A 23,000-nucleotide genomic window follows, 5' to 3' on the forward strand; every position below is an offset into this window, starting at 1 on the left:
GTCCTCCGGTTGGTGGGGCTATGACGTGGCCAAGCCCGCCTTCCTGGCTGAGCAGGGCCACCAGCTGGTGAACACCCACGGCGACTGGTATTGGATCGTGGGCGGCAACAAGTGCACCGTGGACAAGGCCAGCAAGTTTGACATCAACAACTTCATGGGCGGCACCATCGAGGACCCCGTGGGCGCCATGTTCTGCATCTGGAGCGACGTGCCCCAGGCTCAGACCGATGCCAGCGTGGCAGAAGAAGTGGCCGACGTCATCGCCGCCTTCGGTTCCACTCTGCCCGAGACGGCCGAGCGCAATGTGCACCCCATCATTGCCGGCAGCAAGGTCCTGCTGCAGAAGACCTATGACTACGCTCTGACCCTGTCCACCGAGGGCGTCACTGACACCGCCAAGGCCGCCTTTGAGACCGCTCTGGCCAACGCCAAGATCGTGCTGGACAAGGAGAACGCCACTCAGGACGAGATCGACGCCGCTTGGGACGCCCTGCTGGAGGGCATCTGGGGCCTGGGCCTCACCCAGGGTGACAAGACCATGCTGGAGCAGCTGATTGCCAAGGCTGAGAGCATGATCCCCGACCAGGACAAGTACGTCCAGGACAACTGGCAGACCCTGGTGGACGCTCTGGCTGCTGCCAAGGAAGTGGACGCTGACGGTGATGCCATGGACGAGGACATCCAGCCCGTGGCAGATGCCCTGTTCAACGCCATCCTGGCCCAGCGCTTCAAGGCGGACAAGTCCATCCTGGAGGATCTCATCGGTAAGGCCGAGGGCATCAACCTGGACGGCTACACCGCCGAGTCCGTGGCCACCTTCCGCACCGCTCTGGCCAACGCTCAGGCTGTCATGGCCAACGAGTCTCTCTCTGAGGGCGACCAGGCTACCGTGGACGCCGCTGTGGCTGCTTTGAGCGACGCCATGAACGGCCTCACCGCCGGTGGCGCTCCTGAGACCACCGACAAGCCCGAGGCTACCGATAAGCCTCAGACCACTGACAAGCCTCAGACCACCGAGAAGCCCGAGAACAACGTGCCCCAGACTGGCGACTCCGCTCAGGTGATGGTGTACGTGGTGGCTCTGGCTGCCGCTGTGTGCCTGCTGTCCGGCGCCACTGTCGTGGCCCGCAAGAACCGCGGCTAATTTCCCAGTTTCAGAAAAAAGAACGGTCAGCGTCAGCTGACCGTTCTTTTTATGCCTTTGATAGAAATGAATGACGGGTGTCCTCAGAACTCCAGTGAGACCGCCTCAGCGATGCGGGCGCCGATGGGGCCGTTGTGGGCGAACATGTCGCTGGGCTGGGTGGGGATGAGGGGGTTGCCCTGGTAGTCCCGTACCTGACCTCCGGCCTCTTCCACCAGCAGGATTCCGGCGGCGAAGTCCCAGGGCTTCAGGCCCCGTTCCAGGTAGGCGTCCATCCGGCCGCAGGCCACATAGGCCAGGTCCAGGGAGGCGGTGCCCATGCGGCGGATGTCAGCGCCCACCTCGAACAGGCGGCGGAACAGGGCGAAGTTACCCTCTGCCAGATGCTTTTGGTAGGGGCTGGTGCCGATGGCAATGAGGCTGTCCGCCAGCTCCTGCTGGTCGCTGACGTGGATGGGCTCGCCGTTGCGGAAGGCGCCCTGTCCCCGGATGGCGTGGAACATCTCTCCGTTGAAGGGGTTGTATACGATGCCCAGCATGACCTGGCCACCTTCCACCAGGGCCAGAGAGATGGCGCTCATGCCCAGGTCATGGATGAGGTTGCAGGTGCCGTCCACCGGGTCTAAAATCCACATGGGGGCGTTGGGGTCCAGATGGGCGTTGGACTGCTCCTCGCTCATGAACTGGATGTGGGGCCAGCGCTTGGGCAGTTCTTCCCCGAAAAAGCCCTGGACGGCCATGTCCACCTGGGTCACGTAGTCCGCCCGGCCCTTCTTGCGGATGTGGGTAGAGCCCTCCCGGTCGTAGAGCAGCTTGCCCGCCTGGCGGACCAGCTCCATGAGGGCTTGGATATCAATGTCTGTGTGCATGGGAATGTCTCCTCTCGCAGTGGGGTGATTCTGTGAGGACAGTATAACCCCGGAGGAGGGAGGATGTAAAGGGGCGGGAGGGAGATGAAGAGAAAAGGATATTGCCAAGGTCATCCGTTCCACCCATACCGAAGCACGTAATAGATCACATAGACCCAGTTCAGCAGCCCGTGGAAGATGGCCCACCCGATGGAGTGCCAGTTCACATAGGAGATCACCATGGCCAGGGCAGCGCCAAAGGACAGCCCCTTGGTGGCGTTTTGCACGGTGGTATTCTTCACGATGGTGGTGGTCTGCTTGGCTCCGTAGATCAGCTCTTCGATGGTGACGTCCAAAATCTCAGCGATTTTGTGGAGGGTCTCAATGTCCGGCTGGGTCTTGCCGTTCTCCCAATTGGACACCGCCTGACGGGTCACGTTGAGCTGCTGGGCCAGCTCGTCCTGGGTCATCTGTTTTGCTGTGCGAAATTTTTTGATGTTCTTGCCAACCATACGGGCACCTTCCTTTTCTGGGGAGTTCCCTATTATGATAGGGGAGAAGACCCCCAAATGGCAAGCAATGATTTGTTGCGTGGGGAGGAAACAAAAGATTTCCACGAAAAAAGCGTCCCATGTGGAAGCTTGTTTCCATGGGACGCTGCTAGGGCTGGCATCGGCCGCACCAGCGGCACCCGTTGCAGGTCTCACGCCGGGCACAGGTGGCGCACCGCTTTTGCAGGGGAACCTCCTGAGCTGGGGCGGGATATTGCAGCCCGGAGCGCAGGGCCTGCACATGCTGATAGGCTTTGCAGATGTGATACGCCTTCCCGTCTTTGACAAAACGGTCCCCGGTGCCAAAGAAGGTAAAGGGCACCTGATATTGTCGGCACTGGTCATAGAGCTGTTTTACCCATTCATAGTGCAAGGGCCTGGCTCCTTCGTAGTTTTCCCCGTCTGCAATCACATGCTCCAGTTGCCCAGTGGCTAGGTAGGGGGCCAAATCCACCGGACCTAGAAAGGGGGCTACCATGACGCCCTTGTGTTTGGCGGGAATGTCCAGGAGGATGGGGAGCCGCTCGTCGGCCCGCCGTTGGTTTTCTGCCGTGACATTCAGGGACACGTGGTCCCAGCCGTCCAGCCAGTCCCAGGGTAGGCACTCCCGGATGCGGTGGGCCCGCTTGGTCAGAAGGAAGAAGTGGATGTCAGAGCGCTGGCGGATCATGTCCCACACCTCGTCCCGCCACGGGTCCGCCTCTTCCAGAAAGAAGTCGCTGGTCATGCATACCCGGAGGGATTCCCCGCTCTTGATTTTATAGTTGCCCTGTCGGTCCTTTTTCAAGGGCAGATTGAAATTGGTTTTGACCTTGTAAATGTCGCCGCCAAAGCGGTCCCGCTGGCTGTCCTGGTAAAACATGTAGCAGTGGTCGCAGCCCTCGCTGAACTTGCGGCAGCCGTGCCAGGGGTTCCAGATATCCCGGCTCATGGTGGGCATTCCTCCTTCCTCCAGGGGTATGGGTAGATACAGTATAAGTTTTGGATGGGAGAGCGTCAAGGAGGAGTCACGAACATCTTACCATTAAGCGGGAACTCGGGAAAATTGACGGAACCATCCGACCGGATGTGAATGTGAAGCCAGGCAGGAAGAAGTAACAGAGGGCCGCAAGATATCACCTCGCTTCCATCATACCAAGTATGCATTGCAAATGCAATGCATACTTTCCGGAAATCGTGGGATAGACTAATTGCAATACAAAAGCATTGCGAGGAAACATCTATGGCCAGATTTGAGATACCGTCCACGCCGCCCACCGTCAACAAGACCATTCGTTTTCCCAGTGATGTCGTAGAAGAGGTGGAACAGGCAATTCAGGGTAAAAATTGCACATTTTCAGCTTTTGTGATTGCCGCAGTCCGCTCGGCCCTGGAGGATATCCGCGAAGGGGATGCGTCGTGTCAGGATGTAAATGTGAAGCCTAACGGGAAAACATAAAGAAGGCCCGCAGTTTGATGGGATTGGAATCAAACTTGCGGTCCTTCTTCTGTTGACTTTTTCGCATTTTAGTACTATATTGAACTTGGACATTCTTATCAGTTTTCAAACAGCTGCGTCTTTATGTAACGAGCACATAAAACAGGCTTGGGGTTAACTTTGGATGTCTTACAATGAAACGAGTAAACCGTGAAACTCATCAATTCTTTCAGATGCTCGTTATGAATTGAGAAAGTAGTTGTGTGTGACTTTTAGTAGTTCCCCTATGTTTCACAGCTTTACACGACAAAAATCGAGCCAAAGAACATGGTTCCTTGGCTTTGTTTTGGTGCGTGTAAAGCAATATAAATAGGTATTTGCTTCCACGCCCAGGACAGAGGGGCGTGTTTTTTTGGCTCAGAAAGGAGGTTTATTATGAAAAAAGTGTCTGGAAAGACCCATACGCAAGAACAGCTGAATGCCTGGGCCAATCAAAATAACCCCAATAATAAGGCTTATCAAGCAAACTTGAATCATCACAGCAATCAGCTTAATCCCAACCACAAGACGCACCAGCAAAGACACAACGCACAAAGGAAATATCAGGAGTCGGGATATGTGGAATGGGCGCCGGATTATCCTGAGTGGGATGATTGAAATAACTATCCTTCCAGTGGATGTGAAGGGGATGCGAGCAAAGATTCTTGACATGGACGGCAGCGCTGCCATAGGATAAAGAAAAACAGAAAGAAGCGATCGGTTATGGACGAACAAGCAGAAACTCTAAAGCTGAAGAAGATGCTGGAGGATCTGTACGGGATGAAAATCAAAGATCCCAAACCTAAGACAGAGGAGGAACGGGCGGCATTCTGGAGGCATTTTGAGGAGGTGAAGGCTGAGATACTCAATGAAATCGAAGCCAAGAAGAAAGCCCAGGGGGCAGTAGAAGTTAGTGAAAAGTGAATAGTGAAGAGGTAATAAGTAAAAATCCCGAACGCATTTGCGTTCGGGATTTTTGGCAAATGACCCGAATTGTGATACAAAGTGAACCCCCTTTTGCGTTAGGGGGTTCACTTTGCGCCAAGGGGGTTCACCGATTCCTGAGGCCGGTGTTCTCCGAGCCGCGCACTTCCTCGTGATAAAAGTAATCCACGATGACCGGATGCCCCGGCTCTGCCCGGCCGTAGGGGAGTTCGTTGTCCACAAAGGGACAATCATATTCTCTCGCAAGGCGCTCTGCCCGCTCCTCCAACTCCCGGAAATAGCCCCTGTCTCCTCTGGTATAGATGGCGTTGTACAGCGGCATGAGGTCAGGGTATTTCTCCTGGATATAGGCTAAGATGTCTTTTTTGAAGCCGCCCCGCAGATTCAGATTTTCCAGCCACACCAGGTCGCACTGGTCCTTGACCCGGTGGAAGATGGCCTCGAAATCCGTGATGCCGGGAAAAACCGGGGCGATGAAGCAGACGGTTCGGATTCCCGCGTCATAGACCTGCTTCATGGCGTCCAACCGCCGCTGGATGCTGACGGCACTGTCCATATCGTTTTTGAAATCCTCATCCAGGGTGTTGATCGACCAGGAAACAGTGACTTTTCCCATCTCTTTCAGCAAGTCGATGTCCCGCACCACCAAGTCGGATTTGGTACAGATCAGAATCTCCGCGCCGCTGCCTTTCAGCTGCTCCAACAGCCTGCGGGTATTGCCGAACTGCTCCTCCTGAGGCAGGTATCCGTCTGTCACCGAGCCGATGACCACACGCTGCCCGGCATACTTCCGGGGATTTTTAATGGCAGGCCAGTGTTTCACATCCAGAAAGGTGCCCCACGGTTCGGTATGCCCGGTAAATCGCTTCATAAACGAGGCGTAGCAGTACTTACAGCCGTGGGTGCAGCCTACATAGGGGTTCACCGAATAGCCGCCCACTGGAAGGGTGGATTTGGTCATGATATTTTTCGTTTCCACATCCCGGATCAGGACACCGCTTTCCACTATTTCCGCCATGCTTTCTGTTCCTCCAATACCCGGCAGAAGGCCGGGGGCAGCTCCTGCACCATCTGTTCTTCCCCCATGATGGGGAGCAGGTCTTCCTTCATGAACACAGGAATACCAAGGGCGTGGGCCTGATCGGTCAAATTCCACACCCACTCCGGTTTGGAGACGGCTTTGCCCTTCCTGCGTCCAGTCTCAGTACCAATGACGATCCACTCGATGCCAGTGAGGTCTACTGTACCGATGTCATCAAACATGGGTTCAAAGGTCACATGGTAATGTCCGCCGCGGATATACTCCCGTAAAGTCTGGATGCGGACTTTTTCCCTGCCGGAGGTCACAGTCACGCCGAACCAGGCGTTGTCTAATGGAGTGGAAAAGACGATGTCCTCCGGTCTCTTGGTCAGGAACAGATATTGATGCTGTGGGGTTTCGGCCATTTTGGAAAATACCTGATCCCGCCATGCTGACTGCCAGTGGGCAAAATCGCTCATGCCGGTGAGCAGGAAATTTTGAGGGCGCTTCTTCTCCATCAGCCGTAGCTTATTGGGGAAAAACTCCGGATTTTCAAAGTCATCGATCGTATGGAACCGGCGGACATTGTTTCTGGCGTAGCAGTAGCTACAACCGATGGTACAGCCGATCACCAGATTCATGTTCTGAATACAGTCTTTGATGCAGACAGCCACCGCTGACGCCTCCTTCCTGTTTTAAGATTCAGCCTTCTGCCGTAGGCGCGACCTTTCCAAAGCCGTTCCAGGCATACAGACCCTTTTTGTCCTCATCCCCCAGGAACTTGTCTACCTGGCAGATATGCAGGATGTGGTCTCCCACCTCCACGGACTGCTGCAAGGTGGCTATCATTGCCAGCCGGGTGTCAGCCGGAATCTGAATGTCGCTGCCGTCTACCGTTTTCATTTCAATGTGGTTCTCATCTACCTTGTTGGTGGTGGCGCCGGTGGAGCCACCGCAGGCCATCACCGCACTCGCCAGGCTTTCGCCGGGAATTGTGATGATGACTTTTCCGGTCTCGCGCACACGCTTGCCGGTGTGGGACTGCTTTCCGGCGGCGAATCCCACCATCGGCGGGTTGAAAGAGAGATAGGAGACAAAGCAGATGGGGGCCAGGTTGGTGGTGCCATCTTCATTCAAAGAACAGATCAAAGTCAGCGGATTGGGGGAAGAATAGACAGTGGCCTCCATAATGTTCAGTTCTCTCATCGTGTTTCATCCTTTCAGAGTGATTTGGAGATTGACATATCCAGCTTCTGTTGGTACAATTATTATACTTGATTGTCATAATAAATCAAGTACGCAAATTGTTTGTACCTGGTATCAAAAACAATACCTGTCTAAAGTGGGGAATCAACAATGACTTACGAGGAATTCAAAGAAAAGGTAAGCGACATCATTCTTACCGAGGGTGGAAACTGCCCTGTCATGCCGGTGGTGCAGATGCTCCAGGGCAAATGGAAACTCCAAATTCTCTATGAGCTGTGTATCAAATCCCCTATGCGTTTTGGGGAGCTAAAAAAGATGCTACAACCCATCACCAATACGGCGCTGACCAATGCCCTCAAAGAATTGGAAAAGGATGAACTGGTGCAGCGCATTCAATATAATGAGATGCCGCTGCGGGTGGAGTATTCCCTCACAGAGAAAGGGCAGGACTTATTGCCAGTGTTTTATGCTATTTCACAGTGGGGGATGAAATACATTCCATAATAGTAAAGGGGACGGAAACCTTCCGCCCCCTTTTTTAACAAAATTGATTCTTATTCAAGTATCTCATGCCCCGTCTGGAACTTAAAGGTCATCCGCCCGTCCCGGTGGACGGTCACAGTGTCGATGACCGTGAGCCAGAGCCGGTCATCAAACTCCGTGAGGGACTCTCCGTACTCCGCCAGTTCGAACATAAAGCCGCCGATGTCCTCGGCCTTGGCTTCCCGCTTTGCCGTCACCGCCTGGAGCTGTTCCAGCTTGGCCTTGGCGGTTTCGTACCGTTCTGCCAGGCCGTTGTACCGTTCCAGGTAAGTGGCCTGGTCCTCCCGGTATTCCCGTGTGGACTCCGCCAGGTCGAGGAAGCTCTTGGTCAGCCCGGCGAGGGCGGCGCCGGCGGCGGCAACAGCGGCACCCGCCGTGACCGCCAGGCCTTTGAGGACGGAGCCGACCTTCTCCAGTTTGCCGGAAGCCTTATCGGTCTTGTCGGCTGCGTCATCGATCTCATCACCGAACTTGTCCGTCTGCTGGGCGGCATCCCGCATCTCATCGCCCATGGAGTCGATGGCCCTCTGGTTCTGCTCAAGCTCCCGCTCCATATTGTTCAGAGCGGCCTGGGCATTGTTGAGCTGGATCTGCCATTGCTGGGTGCGCCGGTCGTTTTCCCCGAAGGAGGTGGAAGCGTTCTCCAGGGCCTTGCGCAGGGTCTCGATTTTCTTCTTCTGGGCATCGATTTCCTTACCCAGCACCTGGTTCCGTGCGGTGAGGGCTTCCACGGAATCATCGTTTTTGTCAAACTGGGACTGAACGACCTTCATTTCAGAGCCGAGGACTTTGAAGGACTGGTTGATGTCCGCCAGCGCCTTCTTGAATTCCTTTTCGCCCTCCAGCCCGATTTTCAGGCCAAAGTTATCCGCCATCCGTGGTCACCTCCTTCAAAATGGCATAAAAAAAGCCCGGATTTCTCCAGGCAAAAGAAAAGAGCCGATGACTCGACTCTTTCCAAAACTCGATTCAGTTTCCTTGCATTTTTCGGAGCTGGGGGTCAATATCCCGCCCGCCGTACATGATTCGGAGCACCGTGACGGTTTTTACCTGGTGGTCTGGGATGTAGAACACCAGGTAATTGTCCACCGGCATGACCCGGAGGTTGCGGCTGTGCCATGGTTCCCGGTCGTAGACCCGGAACCGCTCCGGCATCTCGTCCAGCTTGAGGATGTTTTCTTCCAAGCGGTCCAGCTGGCCGTTGGCGTTTTGCTCCGACTGAAGCTCCACTGCGATGTAGCGGTAGATTTCCCGCAGATCGTGTTTTGCTTCCGGGGTCAGCGTCACCTCATAGCTCATACGCCCAGTTCTCCCCGCAACTCGTCAAACGCCTGCTTTGCCGGGATGGTTTGCCCAGCCTTCATCTGGGCGTAGCCCTTCTCCAGTCCCGTGTCCAGCTGCTCGGCGGTCATGCGGCTGATGTCCAGCGGGTGCTCCGGGAGCTTTACCTCGAAGGGCAAGCCCCGCTGGAGGATAACCTGCTTGTAGAACATGGTGATGGCATTGGATGCCGGGATGCCCAGGGCGCTGAGGATGGCTTCCGCCTGTTCCTTGACCTCCGGCTCAATGCGCGCATACAGATTTGCCGACTTTGCCATATCCAAGACTCCTTTCGGGATTTGTGTATTCTTTTTCGTCTCTATTATACTCTATTGTGCGGACAAAAGCAATACATTATTCAAATCCCGTAGGGAATCACATCGTCAATGGTCAGCTCCCGCTTGGGCTTCGCCAGACCGAGGAACTGCTTGTGGCACTCCCACAGATCCAGCAGCAAGCCAAAGGGCAGGAGCATGGTTTCCTCCGGGGTAAACCCCAGCTGGGCGGTACCGTAATAGAAAAGCCGGGTAAACAGCTCGGCGTCTGTTACCCGACTTCCACGTTTTTGAGTCCGTCTCGCTTTCGATATTCCGCTTGGTGCCCTTGTACATGGCTTCCATGATGGCTTCCTTGTACCCCGCCAGCTCGAAGGGAGAGGTTAACAGCTCCACGGCATCCTGGGTCAGCGGTTCCTTTTTGTCCTCCGGGTGCTGGAGATTGTGGATCAGCACGCTCTGATTGGCCAGCAGGGCGATGAGCCAGATGATCTCATCAAGCGCCATTTCAAAGTTCTCGGACTTCATCAGCCTGTCGCCCAGGTTCTCCAGACCGCCGTAGCGTCCGGCGATCTCCTTGGTGGCGCGGGTGGTGAGCACCAGATCATACTCCTTGCCGCCGATGGTGATGGCGGCGCTTCGCTCTTTGCTCATGGGTCAGTCCTCCTTATGCGGTTTCCAACGTGCTGTAGTCCGGCTCATACACCTCTTCGTACCAGCCGGAGATGGTTGCGGGCAGCACGCCGGTATCGTCCTCGGAGACCTCCGCCTTCCAGGGGTGCTTACCCTGACCGTCCACCTTGTTGCGGCGGGTCACGGTGCCTTCAATGGAAGGGGTGGAAAATTCAATGCTCTCGCCCTTGGTGGTGAGGTTGGTGGCGGGAATCACTGCCGGATGTCCGGTTCTGGGGCTTGTCGCGGGATTTGAACAAGCCGGAAAAGATGCCCATACACATCACCATCCTTAAAAATGGGCATAAGAAAAGCACCTACCTTTCGATAGATGCTTAGAATACTTTTAAATTGAGAAAAGATTACACCCTGTTTTCCTCTCCCCATGTGCAGAGCTGGTCTAAAATTTTCATAAGTGACTTGCCCCGCTCACTGAGAGAGTACTCTACTTTTGGCGGAATTTGCGGATATTCTTTTCGCTCTACGAGATGAGCTGATTCTAACTCTTTCAGGTTTGTGCTTAAAGTCTTATCGGATACATTTCCCAGATAGCGTTTCAGTTCATTGAACCGCACGATTTCAAACTCCATCAAACAATAGAGAATCACCATTTTGTGCTTGCCGGAAATCAGCGACATGGTGTAGCTGAAGCCAGTATCCTCAAAATTCGCATTCTCGATGTAGTTACGAATCATTGTCACACTTCCTTTTAGGATAGTACCTTTCTCAAATGCCAGTACTTGAATTTTGTTTGCTACTGGCTATAATTATAAGGGAAAGCACCGTAGGTGTCAATCTGTAAAAAAGCGAGGCAAGCAGCATGAGAAAAGAATTGAAAATTACTGAAGGCATTTTCCCCATGCCTGTTCTGATGGTAGCCACCTATAACGAGAATGGAACTGTAAATGTGATGAATGCCGCCTGGGGAACAATGCAGGAGCGCGATACTGTCGCGCTAAACCTGACTGAGAGTCACAAAACCGTAAAGAATATCAAAACGCGTGGCGGATTTACCGTCAGCATTGCCGATGCCGCCCACGTTGTGGAGGCTGACTACTTTGGCGTTGTTTCCGGTAACCGTGTTTCGGATAAATTGGGTCAGGCGGGTCTCACCGCAACAAAAGCGGAGACGGTAGATGCCCCTGTAATCAATGAGTTCCCTCTTTGTCTGGAATGCAAATTCATTGAGTATCAGAGCAACGAGTATGGATGCGGCGTGATTGGCAAGGTAGTAAAAGTCACAGCCGATGAAAGCGTCCTTCGGGATGGTAAGCTGGATATTTCACTGGTGAACGCTATCGCATTTGACCCCTATACACACGGCTATTATAAAGTAACTGACCGTGTAGGAGAAGCATTTAAAGATGGCTTGAAGTTAAAAAAATAAAACCATATCAAATGAACAGCAGCCCTCTGCTGTCATAGACCGACTCGCTGGTGTCGTTGCCGCATCGGATGGCCCGATCAAGGGCCATAACGGTGGCAACGGCGCCATCGATTTTTTCTGTGGATTTTTCCTTGTCCGGCTTGATGTTCCCCGCCGGGTCGGTGCGGATGTAGATGTTGTCCATCATCCAGCGGAGGACGGGATGACCGCCATGGGCGATGCGTTCCTCCAGCACCAGCTTCATCAGCTCCTTGGTGGGCGGGGACATAAGTTACACGGGATGAAAAAAAGATACACGGGAAGAAAGACGGGAAACCGTTGCAGGAGTAAGGAAAAACCCCAACACGTTGCGCCGCAACATGTTGGGGTTTTGGTGGAGGCGAGGGGGATCGAACCCCTGTCCGAAAACCATTCCACAGGACTTTCTCCGGGTGCAGACGGTTATTTACATTCCCTTCCCACGCCGTGAATCGTCACACTGCGCAGGTTGGTAGAGTCATGATGCGTGGCACGGTCAACTCTTTCCGTACGCACGGGCACCACTAAGATGACGCCCCGGCCGGCTCGTGGTCCTTCCGGCAGGGACGGCCGCATTAAGCAGCGGCGAGAACGACGTTATCGTTGTTCTTTAATTTATAAGTTGCCCATTTTAAGGCGGCTGGGCGCCGCCACCCGCTTATCCTGCTTCCTAGTCCCCGTCGAAACCAGTACGCCCCCATTTCAAGTGAAGAATGAATAATGAAAAATGAAGAATGGGTTGTTGAAAGAACTGGTGTGCTATATTATGATAGCGTCAGGGAGGGAGAAGATGAAAGAAAATTTGTTGAAGACGAAATCTTTGGCGTTCTCAGTACGTATCGTGGGGCTGTACCGATATTTAACCGAACAAAAGAAAGAGTATATCCTTTCCAAGCAAATTCTGCGTTCCGGGACCAGTATCGGGGCCAACATCTACGAGGCAAATTACGGTCAGAGTAAAGTAGATTTTGCGGCAAAGCTGCAAATTGCACTCAAGGAGGCCGCAGAGACAGAATATTGGCTGCTTTTGCTCACCCAGACCAATTATCTGGAGGAGTCCATGGGAAAGTCCCTCAATGAGGATTGCCTGGAACTGAAACGATTACTCATTTCCAGTGTACGAACTGCACGAGATCAGAAATAAAGAATGAAACGAAAAGATGCAGGCCCTGGGAGAATAACACGCCCAAGGGCCTGCATTCTTCATTATTCATTCTTCGTTATTCATTTAAAGGGTCTCGGGCTCGGGATACTCTACGCCGAAGGTCTCCACAGTGACCGCCTTCATGCGCTGGTCCTCCAGGGGCTTGTCGTTGTAGTCCCGCTTGGTGGACACGATGCCGTCGGCCACTTCCATGCCCTCGATAACCTTACCGAAGGCGGCGTAAGCGCCGTCCAGGTGGGGAGCCTTCTCCACCATGATGAAGAACTGGCTTCCGGCGGAGTCAGGCCGCATGGAGCGGGCCATGGACAGCACGCCACGGTCGTGGGCCAGATCGTTCTTGAAACGGTTCTGGGCAAACTCACCCTTGATGGAGTAGCCGGGGCCACCGATGCCGATGCCCTGGGGGTCGCCGCCCTGAATCATGAAGCCGGGAATGACACGGTGGAAAATGAGGCCGTTGTAGAAGCCCTTCTTCACCAGAGAGATGAAGTTGTTGACGGTGTTGGGAGCCACCTCGGGGTACAGCTCGGCCTTCATGATGCCGCCGTTCTCCATTTCAAAGGTGACAATGGGATTTTGAGCCATGGGAATTTCCCCTTTCCGTATATTAATTTAATATGTCATTGGGTTGATACCCTAGGACCTGGCCTTATAGGCAGAGAATATCGAATGGACGAGAGATTTTTCTGTCAGACAAGGCGCTTTTACGAAGTCATACTTTGTGTATGACAAGGGAAAGCAACGCAGTCTGGCGGGAAAAGGTTCGTTCAGGCGATGTTTGATCGCTTATAATGACAGGTCCTCAATAACGTCCGCGGGAAACACGGTCCATCTCCCGCTTGGCGTCCCGTTTGGCGGCCGCCTCTCGCTTGTCATACAGTTTTTTGCCTCGGGCCACTGCCAGCTCCACCTTCACCCGGGGACCGGAGAGGTAGACCGACAGGGGAATGAGGGAGTACCCGTCCTGCTGGACCTTGGCGTGGAGCTTTAGAATCTCCCGCTTGTGCAGCAGCAGCTTCCGGGTGCGCCGGGGGTCCTTATTAAAGATATTGCCCTGTTCATAGGGGGAGACATGCATCCCGTGGAGGAACATCTCTCCGTCTTTGACGATGCAGAAGGAGTCCTTCAGGTTCACATTTCCCTTGCGGATGGACTTGACCTCCGTGCCGCACAGCTCAATGCCGGCTTCGTATTTGTCTTCAATGAAGTAGTCGTGAAAGGCCTTTCGGTTCGAGGCCAGCTGTTTCACCGATTGCTTTCCCACCCGGGACACCTCCTCTCTGGGCAGGGTAACAGTATACCACGGATTTGCCCACCCTGCAAGGGGGAGAAGGGAGGAGAAAGCGTAAAAAAAGCCCGTTCTGTGCCGGGAATCCTTCCCCTTCCATTGACAAAATTATGGGGGAATGGTTAAGATAGAGGTAACAAGAGAGGAAGACGGCGGGAAGGGGCCGTCGCAGACCTGGAAAGGGGAATGGGTATGAACATTACCGAATTTGCAGCGTTGGCAGGAGTTTCCAAAACAGCGGTCAGCCGATACTTTAACAACGGATACCTCAGCGCCGAGAAGCGAGCCGCCATTGAGGAGGCGGTGCGCCGTACCGGATATTCCCCCAGCGAGGCGGCCCGGGGGCTGCGCACCCGCCGCACCCGGCAGATCGGGGTGGTGCTGCCCCGGCTCAGCGGCGAGAGTACTGCCCGGGTGGTGGACGGCATCAGCCTGGTGCTGGGCGACAAGGGCTACCGGATGCTGTTGGCCAACACCGCCAACCGCCCGGAGCGTGAGGTGGAATATCTGGACGCCCTGCGCCAGAGCGGAGTAGACGGGGTGATCTTCCTGGCCAGCATTTTCACCCCCGAGCACCGGGCTGTGCTGAAAAGCATGCACATGCCGGTGGTGATTGTGGCCCAGCAGTACGACGGGTACAGCTGCGTCTACCACGACGACCTGGGCGCCGCCCGGGATTTGACCAGTTTACTCATCCAGCGGGGCAGCCACCCGGCGTACATCGGGGTCACGGCCCAGGACCGGGCCGCCGGCCTGTCCCGGCGGGAGGGCTATGTCCAGGCCATGCGACAGGCCGGGCTGCCCGTGCGCACCGAGGACATGTGTGTGTCCGGCTTTCGGATGCAGGAGGGCTATGCCCAGGCCAAGGCGTTGATTCAGGCCCGCCGCCCCGACGGCATCTTCTGCGCCACCGACGCCATCGCCATTGGCGCCATGCAGGCCTGCCGGGAGCTGGGGCTCCGGGTGGGCAAAGACGTGCTCATCGCCGGAGTGGGTGACACCACCCTGGGACAGGTCACCGCCACCCCGCTCACCAGCGCCCACCTGCACTACGAGACCAGCGGCCAGGAGGCCGCCCAGCTGCTGCTGCGGCTGCTGCGCAGCCAGGGAGCCGGGGTGCGCAACGTGTGTCTGGGCTACGAGATCATGGAGCGAGCTTCCACCGGCATTTTGTGAAACCTTGTGGAACTGACAAGATATTGAAGTTGCGTTCTCCCGGTAGGACAATGGATTTCCCCCTAAATTCGTGATATGATAGATTCAACAAGGATGAAACCGATTTCGTTCTGGTTTCATCGAAAATCGTGAACAAGGGAGAGGAGATTTATGGACTACAGGCAGACAGCAGTGGAAATTCTCAATGCCGTTGGCGGATCGGAAAATGTCGTCAGCGCAGCCCACTGTGCCACCCGGCTTCGTCTGGTGATTGCAGACGACAAGAAGGTGGACAAGAAGACCCTGGAGAACGCCAACGGTGTGAAGGGCGTGTTCCAGGCACAGGGCCAGCTCCAGATCATTCTGGGCACTGGTACGGTAAATAAGGTGTACGCAGAGTTCATTGCGCTGTCCGGCACCGCTGCGGTGAGCAAGGACGAGGCGAAGGCTCAGGGAGCCAAGAAGGGCAATTGGTTCCAGCGTGCCATTAAGACCTTGGGCGACATCTTTGTGCCCATCATCCCCGCCATTGTGGCTTCCGGCTTCCTGATGGGCATCATGGAGTCGCTGAAGTTCATGACCAACAACGGATTCTTGGCTCTGGACACCAGCAGCTCTCTGTTTGTGTTTGCCGATCTGTTTTCCAACGTGGCTTACACCTTCCTGCCCATTCTCATCGCCTTCTCCGCGGCCAAGGTCTTTGGTGGGAACCCCTTCCTGGGCGCGGTGATTGGCATGATTATGCTCCACCCCAGCCTGCAAAACGCCTGGACCGTGGCCACCGAAGGGGTGCACACCTACCAGGAAGTGTTCTTCGGCCTGTACGAGGTGCCCCTGGTGGGCTATCAGGGCCATGTGATTCCCGTCATCATCGCTGTGTGGCTGATGTGTACCATTGAAAAGAAGCTACACAAAGTCGTACCCCCCATGTTTGACCTCTTTGTCACCCCGCTGGTGTCCGTGTTTGTCACCGGCTACCTGACTCTGGCCGCCATTGGCCCTGTGTTCACCACCGTGGAGAACTTCGTCATCAACGGCGTGCAGTGGCTCATCGCCATCCCCCTGGGCATCGGCTCCTTTGTCATGGGCGGCCTGTATGCCACCACCGTGGTCTCCGGCATCCACCACATGTACACCATCATTGATCTGGGGCAGTTGGGTCAGTATGGCCTGACCTTCTGGCTGCCCCTGGCCTCGGCGGCCAACGTGGCCCAGGGCGGCGCTGCTCTGGCCGTGGCCCTGAAGACCCGCAACAAGAAACTCAAGTCCATGGCCCTGCCCGCTTCTCTGTCGGCGTTCATGGGCATTACCGAGCCTGCCATCTTCGGCGTGAATCTACGCTTCTTACGGCCCTTCATTGCCGGGTCCATCGGCGGCGCTTGCGGCGCTCTGTACGCCTCTATCGTGGGGCTGGGCGCCACCGGCACCGGCGTCACCGGTATCTTCGGCGTGCTGCTCCACCTGCACCGCCCGGTTCAGTACCTTATCACCATCGGCATTGCCACTGGCGTGGCCTTCGTCCTATCCTGGATGTTCGGCATCAAGGAAGAGGAACCTGACGCCCAGCCGGAACAGGCTGTGGAGCAGGCTCCTGCCTCCGCCCAGCTGGCGGCGGGCCAGGGAGAAGACGCAGTCTGAGCCCTCCCTCTTCCAGGCGCCTCTGGGAAGATTCCCTGGGGCGCCTGGATTTTTGAAAACCGACAACGATAAGCGCTGAATGAGGAGGACCACAATACCATGAGTAATGCATTGCAGCGGGATTTGGAGCGGCTGGTGGCCCGGGTGGAACGGGAAGACGGACCCCAGGCGGCTGCAGACCCCTTCCGCCAGACCTTTCACCTGATGCCCCCGGTGGGGTGGCTCAACGACCCCAACGGCCTGTGCCGGTGCGGGGACTGGTACCACGTGTTTTATCAGTACGGGCCCTTTGATGTCACCGGAGGGGTGAAGCACTGGGGCCACTATCGCAGCCGGGACCTGCTCCACTGGGAGGCCCTGCCCGTTATGCTCTACCCGGACCAGCCCTGGGACATCCACGGGGTGTACTCCGGCTCTGCCCTGGTGGAGGACGGAACGCTGTATCTCTACTACACCGGCAACGTGAAACACGCCGGAAATTACGACTACATCAAGGCCGGGCGTGGCCACAACACCGCCCTGGCTGTGTCCAAGGACGGGGTGACGGTGGAGTCCAACACCCTGTTGATGGAGAATAAGGACTACCCCGACGGCCTGACCTGCCACGTCCGGGACCCCAAGGTGTGGGCCCAGGACGGGAAATACTACATGGTCCAGGGGGCACGCACCCTGGACGACCACGGCCAGCTGTTGGTGTTTGAGTCCACGGACAAGTTCAACTGGACCTTCCTCCAGGCCCTGAAGACCCCCCACCACTTCGGCTACATGTGGGAGTGCCCCGACCTGTTCTGTGTGGACGGGCAGTGGTTCCTGGTCTGCTCCCCCCAGGGGGTGCCCCATGAGGAGACCCGGTTCCAGAACGTGTACTCCTGCGGCTATTTCCCCCTCCAAGGGGACTTCCGGGGGGAGTATTCCCTGGGCGAGTTTGTGGAGATGGACCTGGGCTTTGACTTCTATGCCCCCCAGACCTTCCAGGACGGGGACCGCCGCCTGATGTTCGGCTGGATGGGCATGCCCGACGCCGACTACACCAACCCCACCACCGAGCGCGGCTGGCAGCACTGCCTCACCGTGCCCTGTGAGCTGCGGCGGCAGGGGGACCGGCTGGTGCGCCTGCCCGCCGTGGAGATCACGGCTCTGCGGGGAGCGGCCATCCCTGCCCATCAGGCCCAGGTCTTTGACCTGGAGGCTATGACAGAGCCCCGCGGGCGGATGGCGTTCCGGGACGCCGCCGTGCTGGAGTGGCAGCCGGGTCTGGTGACCCTCTCCTTCCTGGAGGGGGGAGCGGGACGCACCGTGCGCCGTGTGGCGGTGGACCAGCTCAACGCCCTGCGCATCTTGGGGGACAGTTCCAGCTTGGAGATCTTCCTCAACGATGGCCAGCAGGTGCTCTCCACCCGCTACTATCCCCAGCCGGAGGCCCAGGGCATTGCCATCACAGGCGCTCAGGCCCGGGTGTGGGAGATGGGCGCCATGCAGGTGACCCAAGCCGAAGGTTAAACCAATGACCGGACAAGCGGATGCACTCTTTCCTGGGTGCATCCGCTTTTTTAGCAAAAGGAGAGGGGAAAGAGGGGGGATTCTGTGGCAAATCACCACTTGTTTTTCGGTTAAGAATGACATATAATACTATGGTTTCATATGAAGGAAAGGAGGGGCGTCGGATGGATACACGTCCCATTGGAGTGTTTGACTCCGGCCTGGGCGGCCTCACCGCCCTGCGGGAGCTGGCCCGACGGATGCCCCAGGAGGATCTGGTGTACTTCGGGGACACCGGACGGGTGCCCTATGGCAGCCGCTCCAAAGAGACCATCATCAAGTACGCCCAGCAGGACGTGGCCTTTTTGAGCACCTTTGACCCCAAGGCCATTGTCATTGCCTGCGGCACCGTGTCCACCACCGCTCTGGACACTCTGCGAGCGCAGTACGCCGTGCCCCTGTACGGGGTGGTGGAGCCCGCCGCCCGGGCCGCGGCCCAACGCACGAAAAACGGCAAGGTGGGGCTCATCGGCACCCAGGCCACCATCCGCTCCGGGGCCTACGAGCGGGCGCTGGATGCCCTGCGCCCCGGCACCCAGGTGACCGCCCGGGCCTGCCCCCTCTTTGTGCCCCTGGTGGAGAACGGCCGCTTCCACCCCGGCGACATTGTGGTGGAGACGGTGGTGAAGGAGTACCTGGAAGAGGTGAAGGCCCAGGAGGTGGACACTCTCATGCTGGGCTGCACCCACTATCCCTTGCTGCGAGAGGTCATCGGGGCCTACATGGGCCCTGAGGTGGAGCTGGTGGACGTGGGCGCGGAGTGCGCCCGCTGGGTCATGGGACAGCTCTCCGGACGGGACCAGCTGGCCCCTCAGGACCGGAAGGGCAGCCACCGCTACTTCGTCAGCGACAGTACCGGGGACTTTGCCGCCCTGGCCTCCATGTTCCTGGGTGAGGACGTCACCGGGGACGTGGAGCAGATTGACATCACCGTGTACTAATGGGAGGACGGGAGCCATGACAGACAATGTGATTATTTCCATCAAAGGCACCCAGGTCAGCGCCGAGGGCGGACCCGATGAGATGGAGCTGGTGACGGCGGGCGTGCTCAACCAGGAGGGAGAGGGGCGCTACACCATCTCCTACGAGGAGAGCGAGCTCACCGGACTGGAGGGCACCACCACGGTGGTGCGTGTGGACGGCCCTCGGGTGACCCTGCTGCGAGAGGGGAGCATCAACTCCCAGATGGTATTTGAAGAGGGACAGCGCCACCTGTCCATGTACGAGACCCCCTACGGCTCTTTGTCCGTGGGCATCCTCACCCGGCGGATGCGCTCCACCTTGGGGGAGGCCGGGGGAGATTTGGAGATCGACTACGCCATTGAGATCGACCATCTGCTGGCGGGTCAGAACATCTTCCGCATGAATGTGAAAAAGGACCCGTCTATTGCTCAGTGACAGGCGGAGTTAGACTACAAAGGAGAGAAAAACGATGGCAAATTTGATTCAGACCGCCCGGGACCAGGTGGCGGAATTGACCCAGAAGGCCTATGAGAAGGCCGCCGACCAGGGCCTGCTGCCCCAGGGTGAGACCATCCGAGGCACCGTAGAGGTGCCCAAGGACAGCCGCAACGGGGACTTTGCCTCCTCCTTTGCCATGGCGGGGGCCAAGGCATTGAAGATGGCCCCCCGTGCCATTGCCCAGATCATTCTGGACAACCTGGAGCTGGAGGGCACCCTGTTCCAGCGGGCTGAGATTGCCGGCCCCGGCTTTTTGAACTTCTTCTACTCCCCCAACTGGTACCAGCAGGTGCTGGGTGCGGTGGAGGCGGACCCCGCCGGATATGGCTCCAGCGACGTGGGCCACGGCCAGAAGGTGATGGTGGAGTTTGTCTCCGCCAACCCCACCGGCCCCATGCACATGGGCAACGCCCGTGGCGGCGTGCTGGGTGACACCCTGGCCAATGTGCTCTCCCGGGTGGGCTACAACACCTGGAAGGAGTTCTACGTCAACGACGCCGGCAACCAGGTGCACAAGTTCGCCCAGTCCATCCACGCCCGGTACATGCAGATCATCCTGGGTGAGGACGGCTACGAGTTCCCCGAGAAGGGCTACCAGGGCGAGGACATCAAGGAGCTGGCTCAGGCCTTCTACGCTGTCCACGGCGACAGCTACAAGGACGCTCCCGAGGAGAAGTGGCTGGAGGACATGAGCGCCTTCGGCCTGGAGCGCAACATCCCCAAGATGAAGGCCGACCTTAACAAGTACGGCATCGAGTACGACCAGTGGTTCCTGGAGTCCGAGCTGCACAACTCTGGCTATGTGGCCCAGACCGTGGACCTGCTGGCTCAGAAGGGCTGGACCTACGAGAAGGACGGCGCTCTGTGGCTGGACACCACCGGACTTTTGAAGGAGAAGTACCTGCGGGAGGGCAGAAGTCAGGAGCAGGTGGATAAGCTGGATTTGAAGGACGACGTGCTGCGCCGGGCCAACGGCTTCTACACCTACTTTGCCGCCGACATCGCCTACCACCGCAACAAGTTCGAAGAGCGTCACTTTGACAAGGTCATCAACGTCTGGGGCGCTGACCACCACGGCCACGTGGCCCGTCTCCAGGCCGCTCTGGACGGCCTGGGCCTGGACGGCTCCAACCGCCTGGTCATCGTGCTCATGCAGCTGGTGAACCTGCTCCAGGACGGCAAGCCCGTGCGGATGTCCAAGCGCACCGGCAAGGCCATCGCCCTCCACGACCTGCTGGACGAGATCAGCGTGGACGCCGCCCGCTACTACTTCAACAACCGGGCCTCCACCAGCCCCCTGGACTTCGACCTGGACCTGGCCGTGCGTCAGGACTCCGACAACCCCGTCTACTACGTCCAGTACGCCCACGCCCGTATCTGCTCCCTCATCGCCAACCTGGCCGCTGAGGGCGTGCAGGTGCCCGCCTGTTCCGACGTGGACGCCGCTCTGCTCTCCACCGAGGAGGAGCGGGGCCTCATCAAGACTCTGGCTCAGTACCCCAACGAGATCGCCCAGGCGGCCCAGCACTACGACCCCAGCCGCATCAACCGCTATCTCACCGGTCTGGCCGGGGACTTCCACCGCTTCTACAACGCCTGCCGCATCAAGGGGGAGGAGCCCCAGGTGCAGGCAGCCCGGCTCAAGCTGGCCCACACCGTGCGTCTGGTGCTGGCCAACGGCCTGGGACTGCTGGGCGTGACCGCTCCGGAAAAAATGTAAGTCCCGTTCCGCTTCCGCCCTCCGGCTTGCAACAGGAGGGCGGATTTTTGCGGAGGATTTGAAAAAGTGCACAAAAAAGCCTTTGGATTTTTATAGATTATGAATATAATATGGAGAAGTTCTAAAGAATCTATTAAGAAATGGAACAACCCCTTGCAAGTTGCGTCCAAAGGGAATAGAGTAGTACAACCGATCGGTGTGGAGACCGATGGGTTGGAGATAGAAGAATGAAAAAGAACGAAGAAAAGGATATGAGGTGTGAACTATGTTGATGATGCTACAGAAATTCTGCGGCGTACTCACCTTGATCTTGGCGGTCTTGTATGCATATCAGGCGTTTTACGTCGTGGTGGGACTGCTGCGCCGGAAGTATCCGGTGTCCGGGCAGGCCAAGACGCTTCACCGATATGCAGTGCTCATCTCCGCCCGTAACGAAGAAGAGGTCATAGGTGAGCTCATTGAAAGCTTGCAACAGCAGGACTATCCCAAGGAACTGCTGGACATTTATGTGATTGCCGATAACTGCACCGATGCCACGGCCCAGGTGGCCCGCCAGGCTGGTGCCCACGTCTACGAGCGCTTCGACCGGGTGCGGGTGGGCAAGGGCTACGCCATGGACTGGTTCTTCCACCGCCTGGAAGAGGAGGGGAAGGGCGACGTCTACGACGGCTACTTTGTCTTTGATGCGGACAACATTGTGGACCCTGCCTTTGTGCGGGAGATGAACAATGTGTTCGACTCCGGCGACTATGCCGCCATAACCTGCTACCGCAACTCCAAGAACTACGCCTCCAACTGGATTTCCGCCGGCTACTCCCTGTGGTTCCTCCGCGAGGCCCGCTTCTTGAACTTCTCCCGGATGCAGATGGGCACGGGCTGCGCCATCTCCGGTACCGGCTTCCTGGTCTCTGCCCAGGTGGTGCGGGACAACGGCGGCTGGCCCTACCACCTGCTCACCGAGGACATTCAGTTCTCCATTGACTGCGCCGTCCAGGGCCGCCGCATTGGCTACTGCGACAAGGCTGTGGTGTATGACGAGCAGCCCACCACCTTCCAGCAGTCCTGGACCCAGCGGATGCGCTGGTCCAAGGGCTTCTATCAGGTGGCTGCCCGCTACATAGGAGGCCTGTTCCGGGGCTGCTTTACCCAGAAGAAGGGCCGCTTCGCTTGCTACGACATGATGATGACCGTGGCTCCCGGTATGCTGCTGACCATGGGCGTGCTGGGCATCAACATCTTCATCTTTCTGTCCGCCCTCACCGAGCCCCGCATTGTGGCCACCGAGCTGGTGCAGGACTCCCTGCTCTTTGTCATGGATAACCTGTTCAACTTCTACCTGGTCATGCTCCTCTACGGCGCTGTGACCCTGGCGGTGGAGTGGAAGGCCATCCATGCCCGGGCTGTGGATAAGGTGATTTATCTCTTTACCTTCCCTCTGTTCATGCTCACCTATATCCCCATCTCTCTGGCCGCTCTGGTGCGCCGAGTGGAGTGGAAGCCCATTCGCCACAACTCTTCGGCCAGCTTGAAGGCCAAGAATGGCTCTTTGACTTAACGTTAGAAATGACCCCTGGGGCGTAAGCCCTGGGGGTTTTCTCCTTTGAGCATAGAGAACTTGACTTTACTATTATGGCAAGGCATAGGCTTG

23 protein-coding genes, 1 other RNA gene and 6 pseudogenes are annotated in these 23,000 nt (G+C 57.0%); 14 read left to right on the forward strand and 16 right to left on the reverse strand.

Annotation, left to right across the window (positions count from 1 at the left end; translation table 11 throughout):
* Window positions 1–1,144 (forward strand): annotated as a pseudogene (locus B5F98_RS09880) (FIVAR domain-containing protein); the annotation flags it as partial.
* Window positions 1,145–1,227: 83 nt separating this feature from the next.
* Here the strand turns inward: B5F98_RS09880 and B5F98_RS09885 are convergent.
* From B5F98_RS09885 to B5F98_RS09895, 3 genes are all read right to left on the reverse strand, one after another.
* Entirely contained in the window at window positions 1,228–2,013 is a 786-nt protein-coding gene (locus B5F98_RS09885; RefSeq protein WP_087372052.1) for an inositol monophosphatase family protein, read from the reverse strand.
* A gap of 110 nt (window positions 2,014–2,123) precedes the next feature.
* The gene (locus tag B5F98_RS13535; RefSeq protein ID WP_087372055.1) at window positions 2,124–2,504 is read right to left on the reverse strand and encodes a helix-turn-helix transcriptional regulator; all 381 of its coding nucleotides are present in this window, start codon (window positions 2,502–2,504) and stop codon (window positions 2,124–2,126) included.
* Window positions 2,505–2,652: 148 nt separating this feature from the next.
* Window positions 2,653–3,483: a DUF5131 family protein gene (locus B5F98_RS09895; RefSeq protein ID WP_242961651.1), complete on the reverse strand. Its 831-nt coding sequence runs from the start codon at window positions 3,481–3,483 to the stop codon at window positions 2,653–2,655.
* 282 nt (window positions 3,484–3,765) lie between these two features.
* On the opposite strand from B5F98_RS09895, the gene B5F98_RS09900 reads away from it, so the two are divergent.
* The 3 genes from B5F98_RS09900 to B5F98_RS09910 all read left to right on the forward strand — a co-directional run bounded on the left by B5F98_RS09900 (window position 3,766) and on the right by B5F98_RS09910 (window position 4,923).
* Complete coding sequence (locus tag B5F98_RS09900; RefSeq protein WP_087372058.1) at window positions 3,766–3,981, forward strand: YlcI/YnfO family protein; 216 nt, start codon at window positions 3,766–3,768, stop codon at window positions 3,979–3,981.
* A gap of 414 nt (window positions 3,982–4,395) precedes the next feature.
* The gene (locus B5F98_RS09905) at window positions 4,396–4,617 is read left to right on the forward strand and encodes a hypothetical protein (RefSeq protein WP_087372061.1); all 222 of its coding nucleotides are present in this window, start codon (window positions 4,396–4,398) and stop codon (window positions 4,615–4,617) included.
* Between the two features lie 105 nt (window positions 4,618–4,722).
* Window positions 4,723–4,923, forward strand: coding sequence for a hypothetical protein (locus B5F98_RS09910; protein WP_087372064.1), 201 nt, complete (start codon window positions 4,723–4,725; stop codon window positions 4,921–4,923).
* Between the two features lie 127 nt (window positions 4,924–5,050).
* Here the strand turns inward: B5F98_RS09910 and B5F98_RS09915 are convergent, their stop codons facing one another.
* Genes B5F98_RS09915 through B5F98_RS09925 form a run of 3 tightly spaced genes read right to left on the reverse strand, consistent with a single transcriptional unit; the run spans window position 5,051 to window position 7,171 of the window.
* Window positions 5,051–5,962, reverse strand: coding sequence for a radical SAM mobile pair protein B (locus tag B5F98_RS09915; RefSeq protein ID WP_087372066.1), 912 nt, complete (start codon window positions 5,960–5,962; stop codon window positions 5,051–5,053).
* The gene (locus B5F98_RS09920) at window positions 5,950–6,639 is read right to left on the reverse strand and encodes a radical SAM mobile pair protein A (RefSeq protein WP_087372069.1); all 690 of its coding nucleotides are present in this window, start codon (window positions 6,637–6,639) and stop codon (window positions 5,950–5,952) included. Before B5F98_RS09920 ends, B5F98_RS09915 begins: the two co-directional genes overlap by 13 nt.
* Before the next feature lie 28 nt (window positions 6,640–6,667).
* Window positions 6,668–7,171 (reverse strand): flavin reductase family protein, encoded by a 504-nt coding sequence (locus tag B5F98_RS09925; protein WP_087372072.1) that lies wholly within the window; start codon window positions 7,169–7,171, stop codon window positions 6,668–6,670.
* 150 nt (window positions 7,172–7,321) lie between these two features.
* On the opposite strand from B5F98_RS09925, the gene B5F98_RS09930 reads away from it, so the two are divergent.
* Complete coding sequence (locus tag B5F98_RS09930) at window positions 7,322–7,675, forward strand: helix-turn-helix domain-containing protein (RefSeq protein WP_087372074.1); 354 nt, start codon at window positions 7,322–7,324, stop codon at window positions 7,673–7,675.
* A 380-nt stretch (window positions 7,676–8,055) separates the two neighbouring features.
* Here the strand turns inward: B5F98_RS09930 and B5F98_RS13365 are convergent.
* From B5F98_RS13365 to B5F98_RS09965, 6 genes and pseudogenes are all read right to left on the reverse strand, one after another.
* Window positions 8,056–8,589: pseudogene (locus B5F98_RS13365) on the reverse strand (phage tail protein); the annotation flags it as partial.
* Window positions 8,590–8,683: 94 nt separating this feature from the next.
* Complete coding sequence (locus B5F98_RS09940; RefSeq protein ID WP_087372077.1) at window positions 8,684–9,013, reverse strand: type II toxin-antitoxin system RelE/ParE family toxin; 330 nt, start codon at window positions 9,011–9,013, stop codon at window positions 8,684–8,686.
* Complete coding sequence (locus tag B5F98_RS09945) at window positions 9,010–9,312, reverse strand: type II toxin-antitoxin system RelB/DinJ family antitoxin (RefSeq protein ID WP_087372080.1); 303 nt, start codon at window positions 9,310–9,312, stop codon at window positions 9,010–9,012. The genes B5F98_RS09940 and B5F98_RS09945 overlap by 4 nt, the downstream gene beginning before the upstream one ends.
* Window positions 9,313–9,582: 270 nt before the next feature.
* A pseudogene (locus B5F98_RS09955) lies at window positions 9,583–9,963 on the reverse strand (hypothetical protein); the annotation flags it as partial.
* A 13-nt stretch (window positions 9,964–9,976) separates the two neighbouring features.
* Window positions 9,977–10,195, reverse strand: a pseudogene (locus B5F98_RS09960) (phage tail protein); the annotation flags it as partial.
* A gap of 148 nt (window positions 10,196–10,343) precedes the next feature.
* Window positions 10,344–10,676 (reverse strand): helix-turn-helix domain-containing protein, encoded by a 333-nt coding sequence (locus B5F98_RS09965; protein WP_022190709.1) that lies wholly within the window; start codon window positions 10,674–10,676, stop codon window positions 10,344–10,346.
* A 125-nt stretch (window positions 10,677–10,801) separates the two neighbouring features.
* Here B5F98_RS09965 and B5F98_RS09970 point away from each other — a divergent pair, with 125 nt between their 5' ends.
* Window positions 10,802–11,368 (forward strand): flavin reductase family protein, encoded by a 567-nt coding sequence (locus B5F98_RS09970; protein ID WP_087372086.1) that lies wholly within the window; start codon window positions 10,802–10,804, stop codon window positions 11,366–11,368.
* A gap of 7 nt (window positions 11,369–11,375) precedes the next feature.
* On the opposite strand, the pseudogene B5F98_RS09975 reads toward B5F98_RS09970, so the two are convergent.
* Both B5F98_RS09975 and ssrA read right to left on the reverse strand, forming a co-directional pair.
* Window positions 11,376–11,636, reverse strand: a pseudogene (locus B5F98_RS09975) (terminase TerL endonuclease subunit); the annotation flags it as partial.
* Between the two features lie 103 nt (window positions 11,637–11,739).
* Window positions 11,740–12,085: a transfer-messenger RNA gene (ssrA, locus tag B5F98_RS09980) on the reverse strand.
* A 91-nt stretch (window positions 12,086–12,176) separates the two neighbouring features.
* On the opposite strand from ssrA, the gene B5F98_RS09985 reads away from it, so the two are divergent.
* Window positions 12,177–12,530, forward strand: coding sequence for a four helix bundle protein (locus B5F98_RS09985; protein ID WP_087231631.1), 354 nt, complete (start codon window positions 12,177–12,179; stop codon window positions 12,528–12,530).
* Between the two features lie 84 nt (window positions 12,531–12,614).
* On the opposite strand, the gene B5F98_RS09990 is transcribed toward B5F98_RS09985, so the two are convergent.
* Together B5F98_RS09990 and smpB are read right to left on the reverse strand one after the other, a co-directional pair.
* Complete coding sequence (locus tag B5F98_RS09990; RefSeq protein ID WP_087372089.1) at window positions 12,615–13,136, reverse strand: peptidylprolyl isomerase; 522 nt, start codon at window positions 13,134–13,136, stop codon at window positions 12,615–12,617.
* 217 nt (window positions 13,137–13,353) lie between these two features.
* On the reverse strand, window positions 13,354–13,815 hold the full coding sequence (gene smpB, locus B5F98_RS09995) for an SsrA-binding protein SmpB (RefSeq protein WP_087231465.1): 462 nt from the start codon (window positions 13,813–13,815) through the stop codon (window positions 13,354–13,356).
* 216 nt (window positions 13,816–14,031) lie between these two features.
* On the opposite strand from smpB, the gene B5F98_RS10000 reads away from it, so the two are divergent.
* The 7 genes and pseudogenes from B5F98_RS10000 to B5F98_RS10030 all read left to right on the forward strand — a co-directional run bounded on the left by B5F98_RS10000 (window position 14,032) and on the right by B5F98_RS10030 (window position 22,907).
* Entirely contained in the window at window positions 14,032–15,015 is a 984-nt protein-coding gene (locus tag B5F98_RS10000; RefSeq protein ID WP_158096641.1) for a LacI family DNA-binding transcriptional regulator, read from the forward strand.
* Window positions 15,016–15,165: 150 nt separating this feature from the next.
* Window positions 15,166–16,545 (forward strand): annotated as a pseudogene (locus B5F98_RS10005) (PTS transporter subunit EIIC); the annotation flags it as partial.
* A 186-nt stretch (window positions 16,546–16,731) separates the two neighbouring features.
* Window positions 16,732–18,132 carry a glycoside hydrolase family 32 protein gene (locus tag B5F98_RS10010; protein WP_087372095.1) on the forward strand — a complete coding sequence of 467 codons (1,401 nt, stop codon included), beginning with the start codon at window positions 16,732–16,734 and terminating at the stop codon, window positions 18,130–18,132.
* Between the two features lie 164 nt (window positions 18,133–18,296).
* Window positions 18,297–19,112 (forward strand): glutamate racemase, encoded by an 816-nt coding sequence (gene murI / locus B5F98_RS10015; protein ID WP_087372099.1) that lies wholly within the window; start codon window positions 18,297–18,299, stop codon window positions 19,110–19,112.
* 16 nt (window positions 19,113–19,128) lie between these two features.
* Window positions 19,129–19,569, forward strand: a complete 441-nt coding sequence (locus B5F98_RS10020) for a DUF1934 domain-containing protein (protein WP_087231477.1) — start codon at window positions 19,129–19,131, stop codon at window positions 19,567–19,569.
* A gap of 34 nt (window positions 19,570–19,603) precedes the next feature.
* On the forward strand, window positions 19,604–21,352 hold the full coding sequence (gene argS, locus B5F98_RS10025) for an arginine--tRNA ligase (RefSeq protein WP_087372102.1): 1,749 nt from the start codon (window positions 19,604–19,606) through the stop codon (window positions 21,350–21,352).
* Window positions 21,353–21,623: 271 nt separating this feature from the next.
* Window positions 21,624–22,907: a glycosyltransferase family 2 protein gene (locus B5F98_RS10030; protein ID WP_343219403.1), complete on the forward strand. Its 1,284-nt coding sequence runs from the start codon at window positions 21,624–21,626 to the stop codon at window positions 22,905–22,907.
* Window positions 22,908–23,000: the final 93 nt, after the last annotated feature.

The sequence above is a fragment of the Pseudoflavonifractor sp. An44 genome (assembly GCF_002161675.1).
Lineage (GTDB): Bacteria > Bacillota > Clostridia > Oscillospirales > Oscillospiraceae > Enterenecus > Enterenecus faecium.

What these genes read in the sequence shown, in the direction of transcription:
- B5F98_RS09885 (WP_087372052.1), bottom strand. Translation starts at nt 2,013, where the DNA reads ATGCACACAGACATTGATATCCAAGCCCTCATGGAGCTGGTCCGCCAG.
- B5F98_RS13535 (WP_087372055.1), bottom strand. Translation starts at nt 2,504, where the DNA reads ATGGTTGGCAAGAACATCAAAAAATTTCGCACAGCAAAACAGATGACC.
- B5F98_RS09895 (WP_242961651.1), bottom strand. Translation starts at nt 3,483, where the DNA reads ATGCCCACCATGAGCCGGGATATCTGGAACCCCTGGCACGGCTGCCGC.
- B5F98_RS09900 (WP_087372058.1), top strand. Translation starts at nt 3,766, where the DNA reads ATGGCCAGATTTGAGATACCGTCCACGCCGCCCACCGTCAACAAGACC.
- B5F98_RS09905 (WP_087372061.1), top strand. Translation starts at nt 4,396, where the DNA reads ATGAAAAAAGTGTCTGGAAAGACCCATACGCAAGAACAGCTGAATGCC.
- B5F98_RS09910 (WP_087372064.1), top strand. Translation starts at nt 4,723, where the DNA reads ATGGACGAACAAGCAGAAACTCTAAAGCTGAAGAAGATGCTGGAGGAT.
- B5F98_RS09915 (WP_087372066.1), bottom strand. Translation starts at nt 5,962, where the DNA reads ATGGCGGAAATAGTGGAAAGCGGTGTCCTGATCCGGGATGTGGAAACG.
- B5F98_RS09925 (WP_087372072.1), bottom strand. Translation starts at nt 7,171, where the DNA reads ATGAGAGAACTGAACATTATGGAGGCCACTGTCTATTCTTCCCCCAAT.
- B5F98_RS09930 (WP_087372074.1), top strand. Translation starts at nt 7,322, where the DNA reads ATGACTTACGAGGAATTCAAAGAAAAGGTAAGCGACATCATTCTTACC.
- B5F98_RS09940 (WP_087372077.1), bottom strand. Translation starts at nt 9,013, where the DNA reads ATGAGCTATGAGGTGACGCTGACCCCGGAAGCAAAACACGATCTGCGG.
- B5F98_RS09945 (WP_087372080.1), bottom strand. Translation starts at nt 9,312, where the DNA reads ATGGCAAAGTCGGCAAATCTGTATGCGCGCATTGAGCCGGAGGTCAAG.
- B5F98_RS09965 (WP_022190709.1), bottom strand. Translation starts at nt 10,676, where the DNA reads ATGATTCGTAACTACATCGAGAATGCGAATTTTGAGGATACTGGCTTC.
- B5F98_RS09970 (WP_087372086.1), top strand. Translation starts at nt 10,802, where the DNA reads ATGAGAAAAGAATTGAAAATTACTGAAGGCATTTTCCCCATGCCTGTT.
- B5F98_RS09985 (WP_087231631.1), top strand. Translation starts at nt 12,177, where the DNA reads ATGAAAGAAAATTTGTTGAAGACGAAATCTTTGGCGTTCTCAGTACGT.
- B5F98_RS09990 (WP_087372089.1), bottom strand. Translation starts at nt 13,136, where the DNA reads ATGGCTCAAAATCCCATTGTCACCTTTGAAATGGAGAACGGCGGCATC.
- B5F98_RS10000 (WP_158096641.1), top strand. Translation starts at nt 14,032, where the DNA reads ATGAACATTACCGAATTTGCAGCGTTGGCAGGAGTTTCCAAAACAGCG.
- B5F98_RS10010 (WP_087372095.1), top strand. Translation starts at nt 16,732, where the DNA reads ATGAGTAATGCATTGCAGCGGGATTTGGAGCGGCTGGTGGCCCGGGTG.
- murI (WP_087372099.1), top strand. Translation starts at nt 18,297, where the DNA reads ATGGATACACGTCCCATTGGAGTGTTTGACTCCGGCCTGGGCGGCCTC.
- B5F98_RS10020 (WP_087231477.1), top strand. Translation starts at nt 19,129, where the DNA reads ATGACAGACAATGTGATTATTTCCATCAAAGGCACCCAGGTCAGCGCC.
- argS (WP_087372102.1), top strand. Translation starts at nt 19,604, where the DNA reads ATGGCAAATTTGATTCAGACCGCCCGGGACCAGGTGGCGGAATTGACC.
- B5F98_RS10030 (WP_343219403.1), top strand. Translation starts at nt 21,624, where the DNA reads ATGATGCTACAGAAATTCTGCGGCGTACTCACCTTGATCTTGGCGGTC.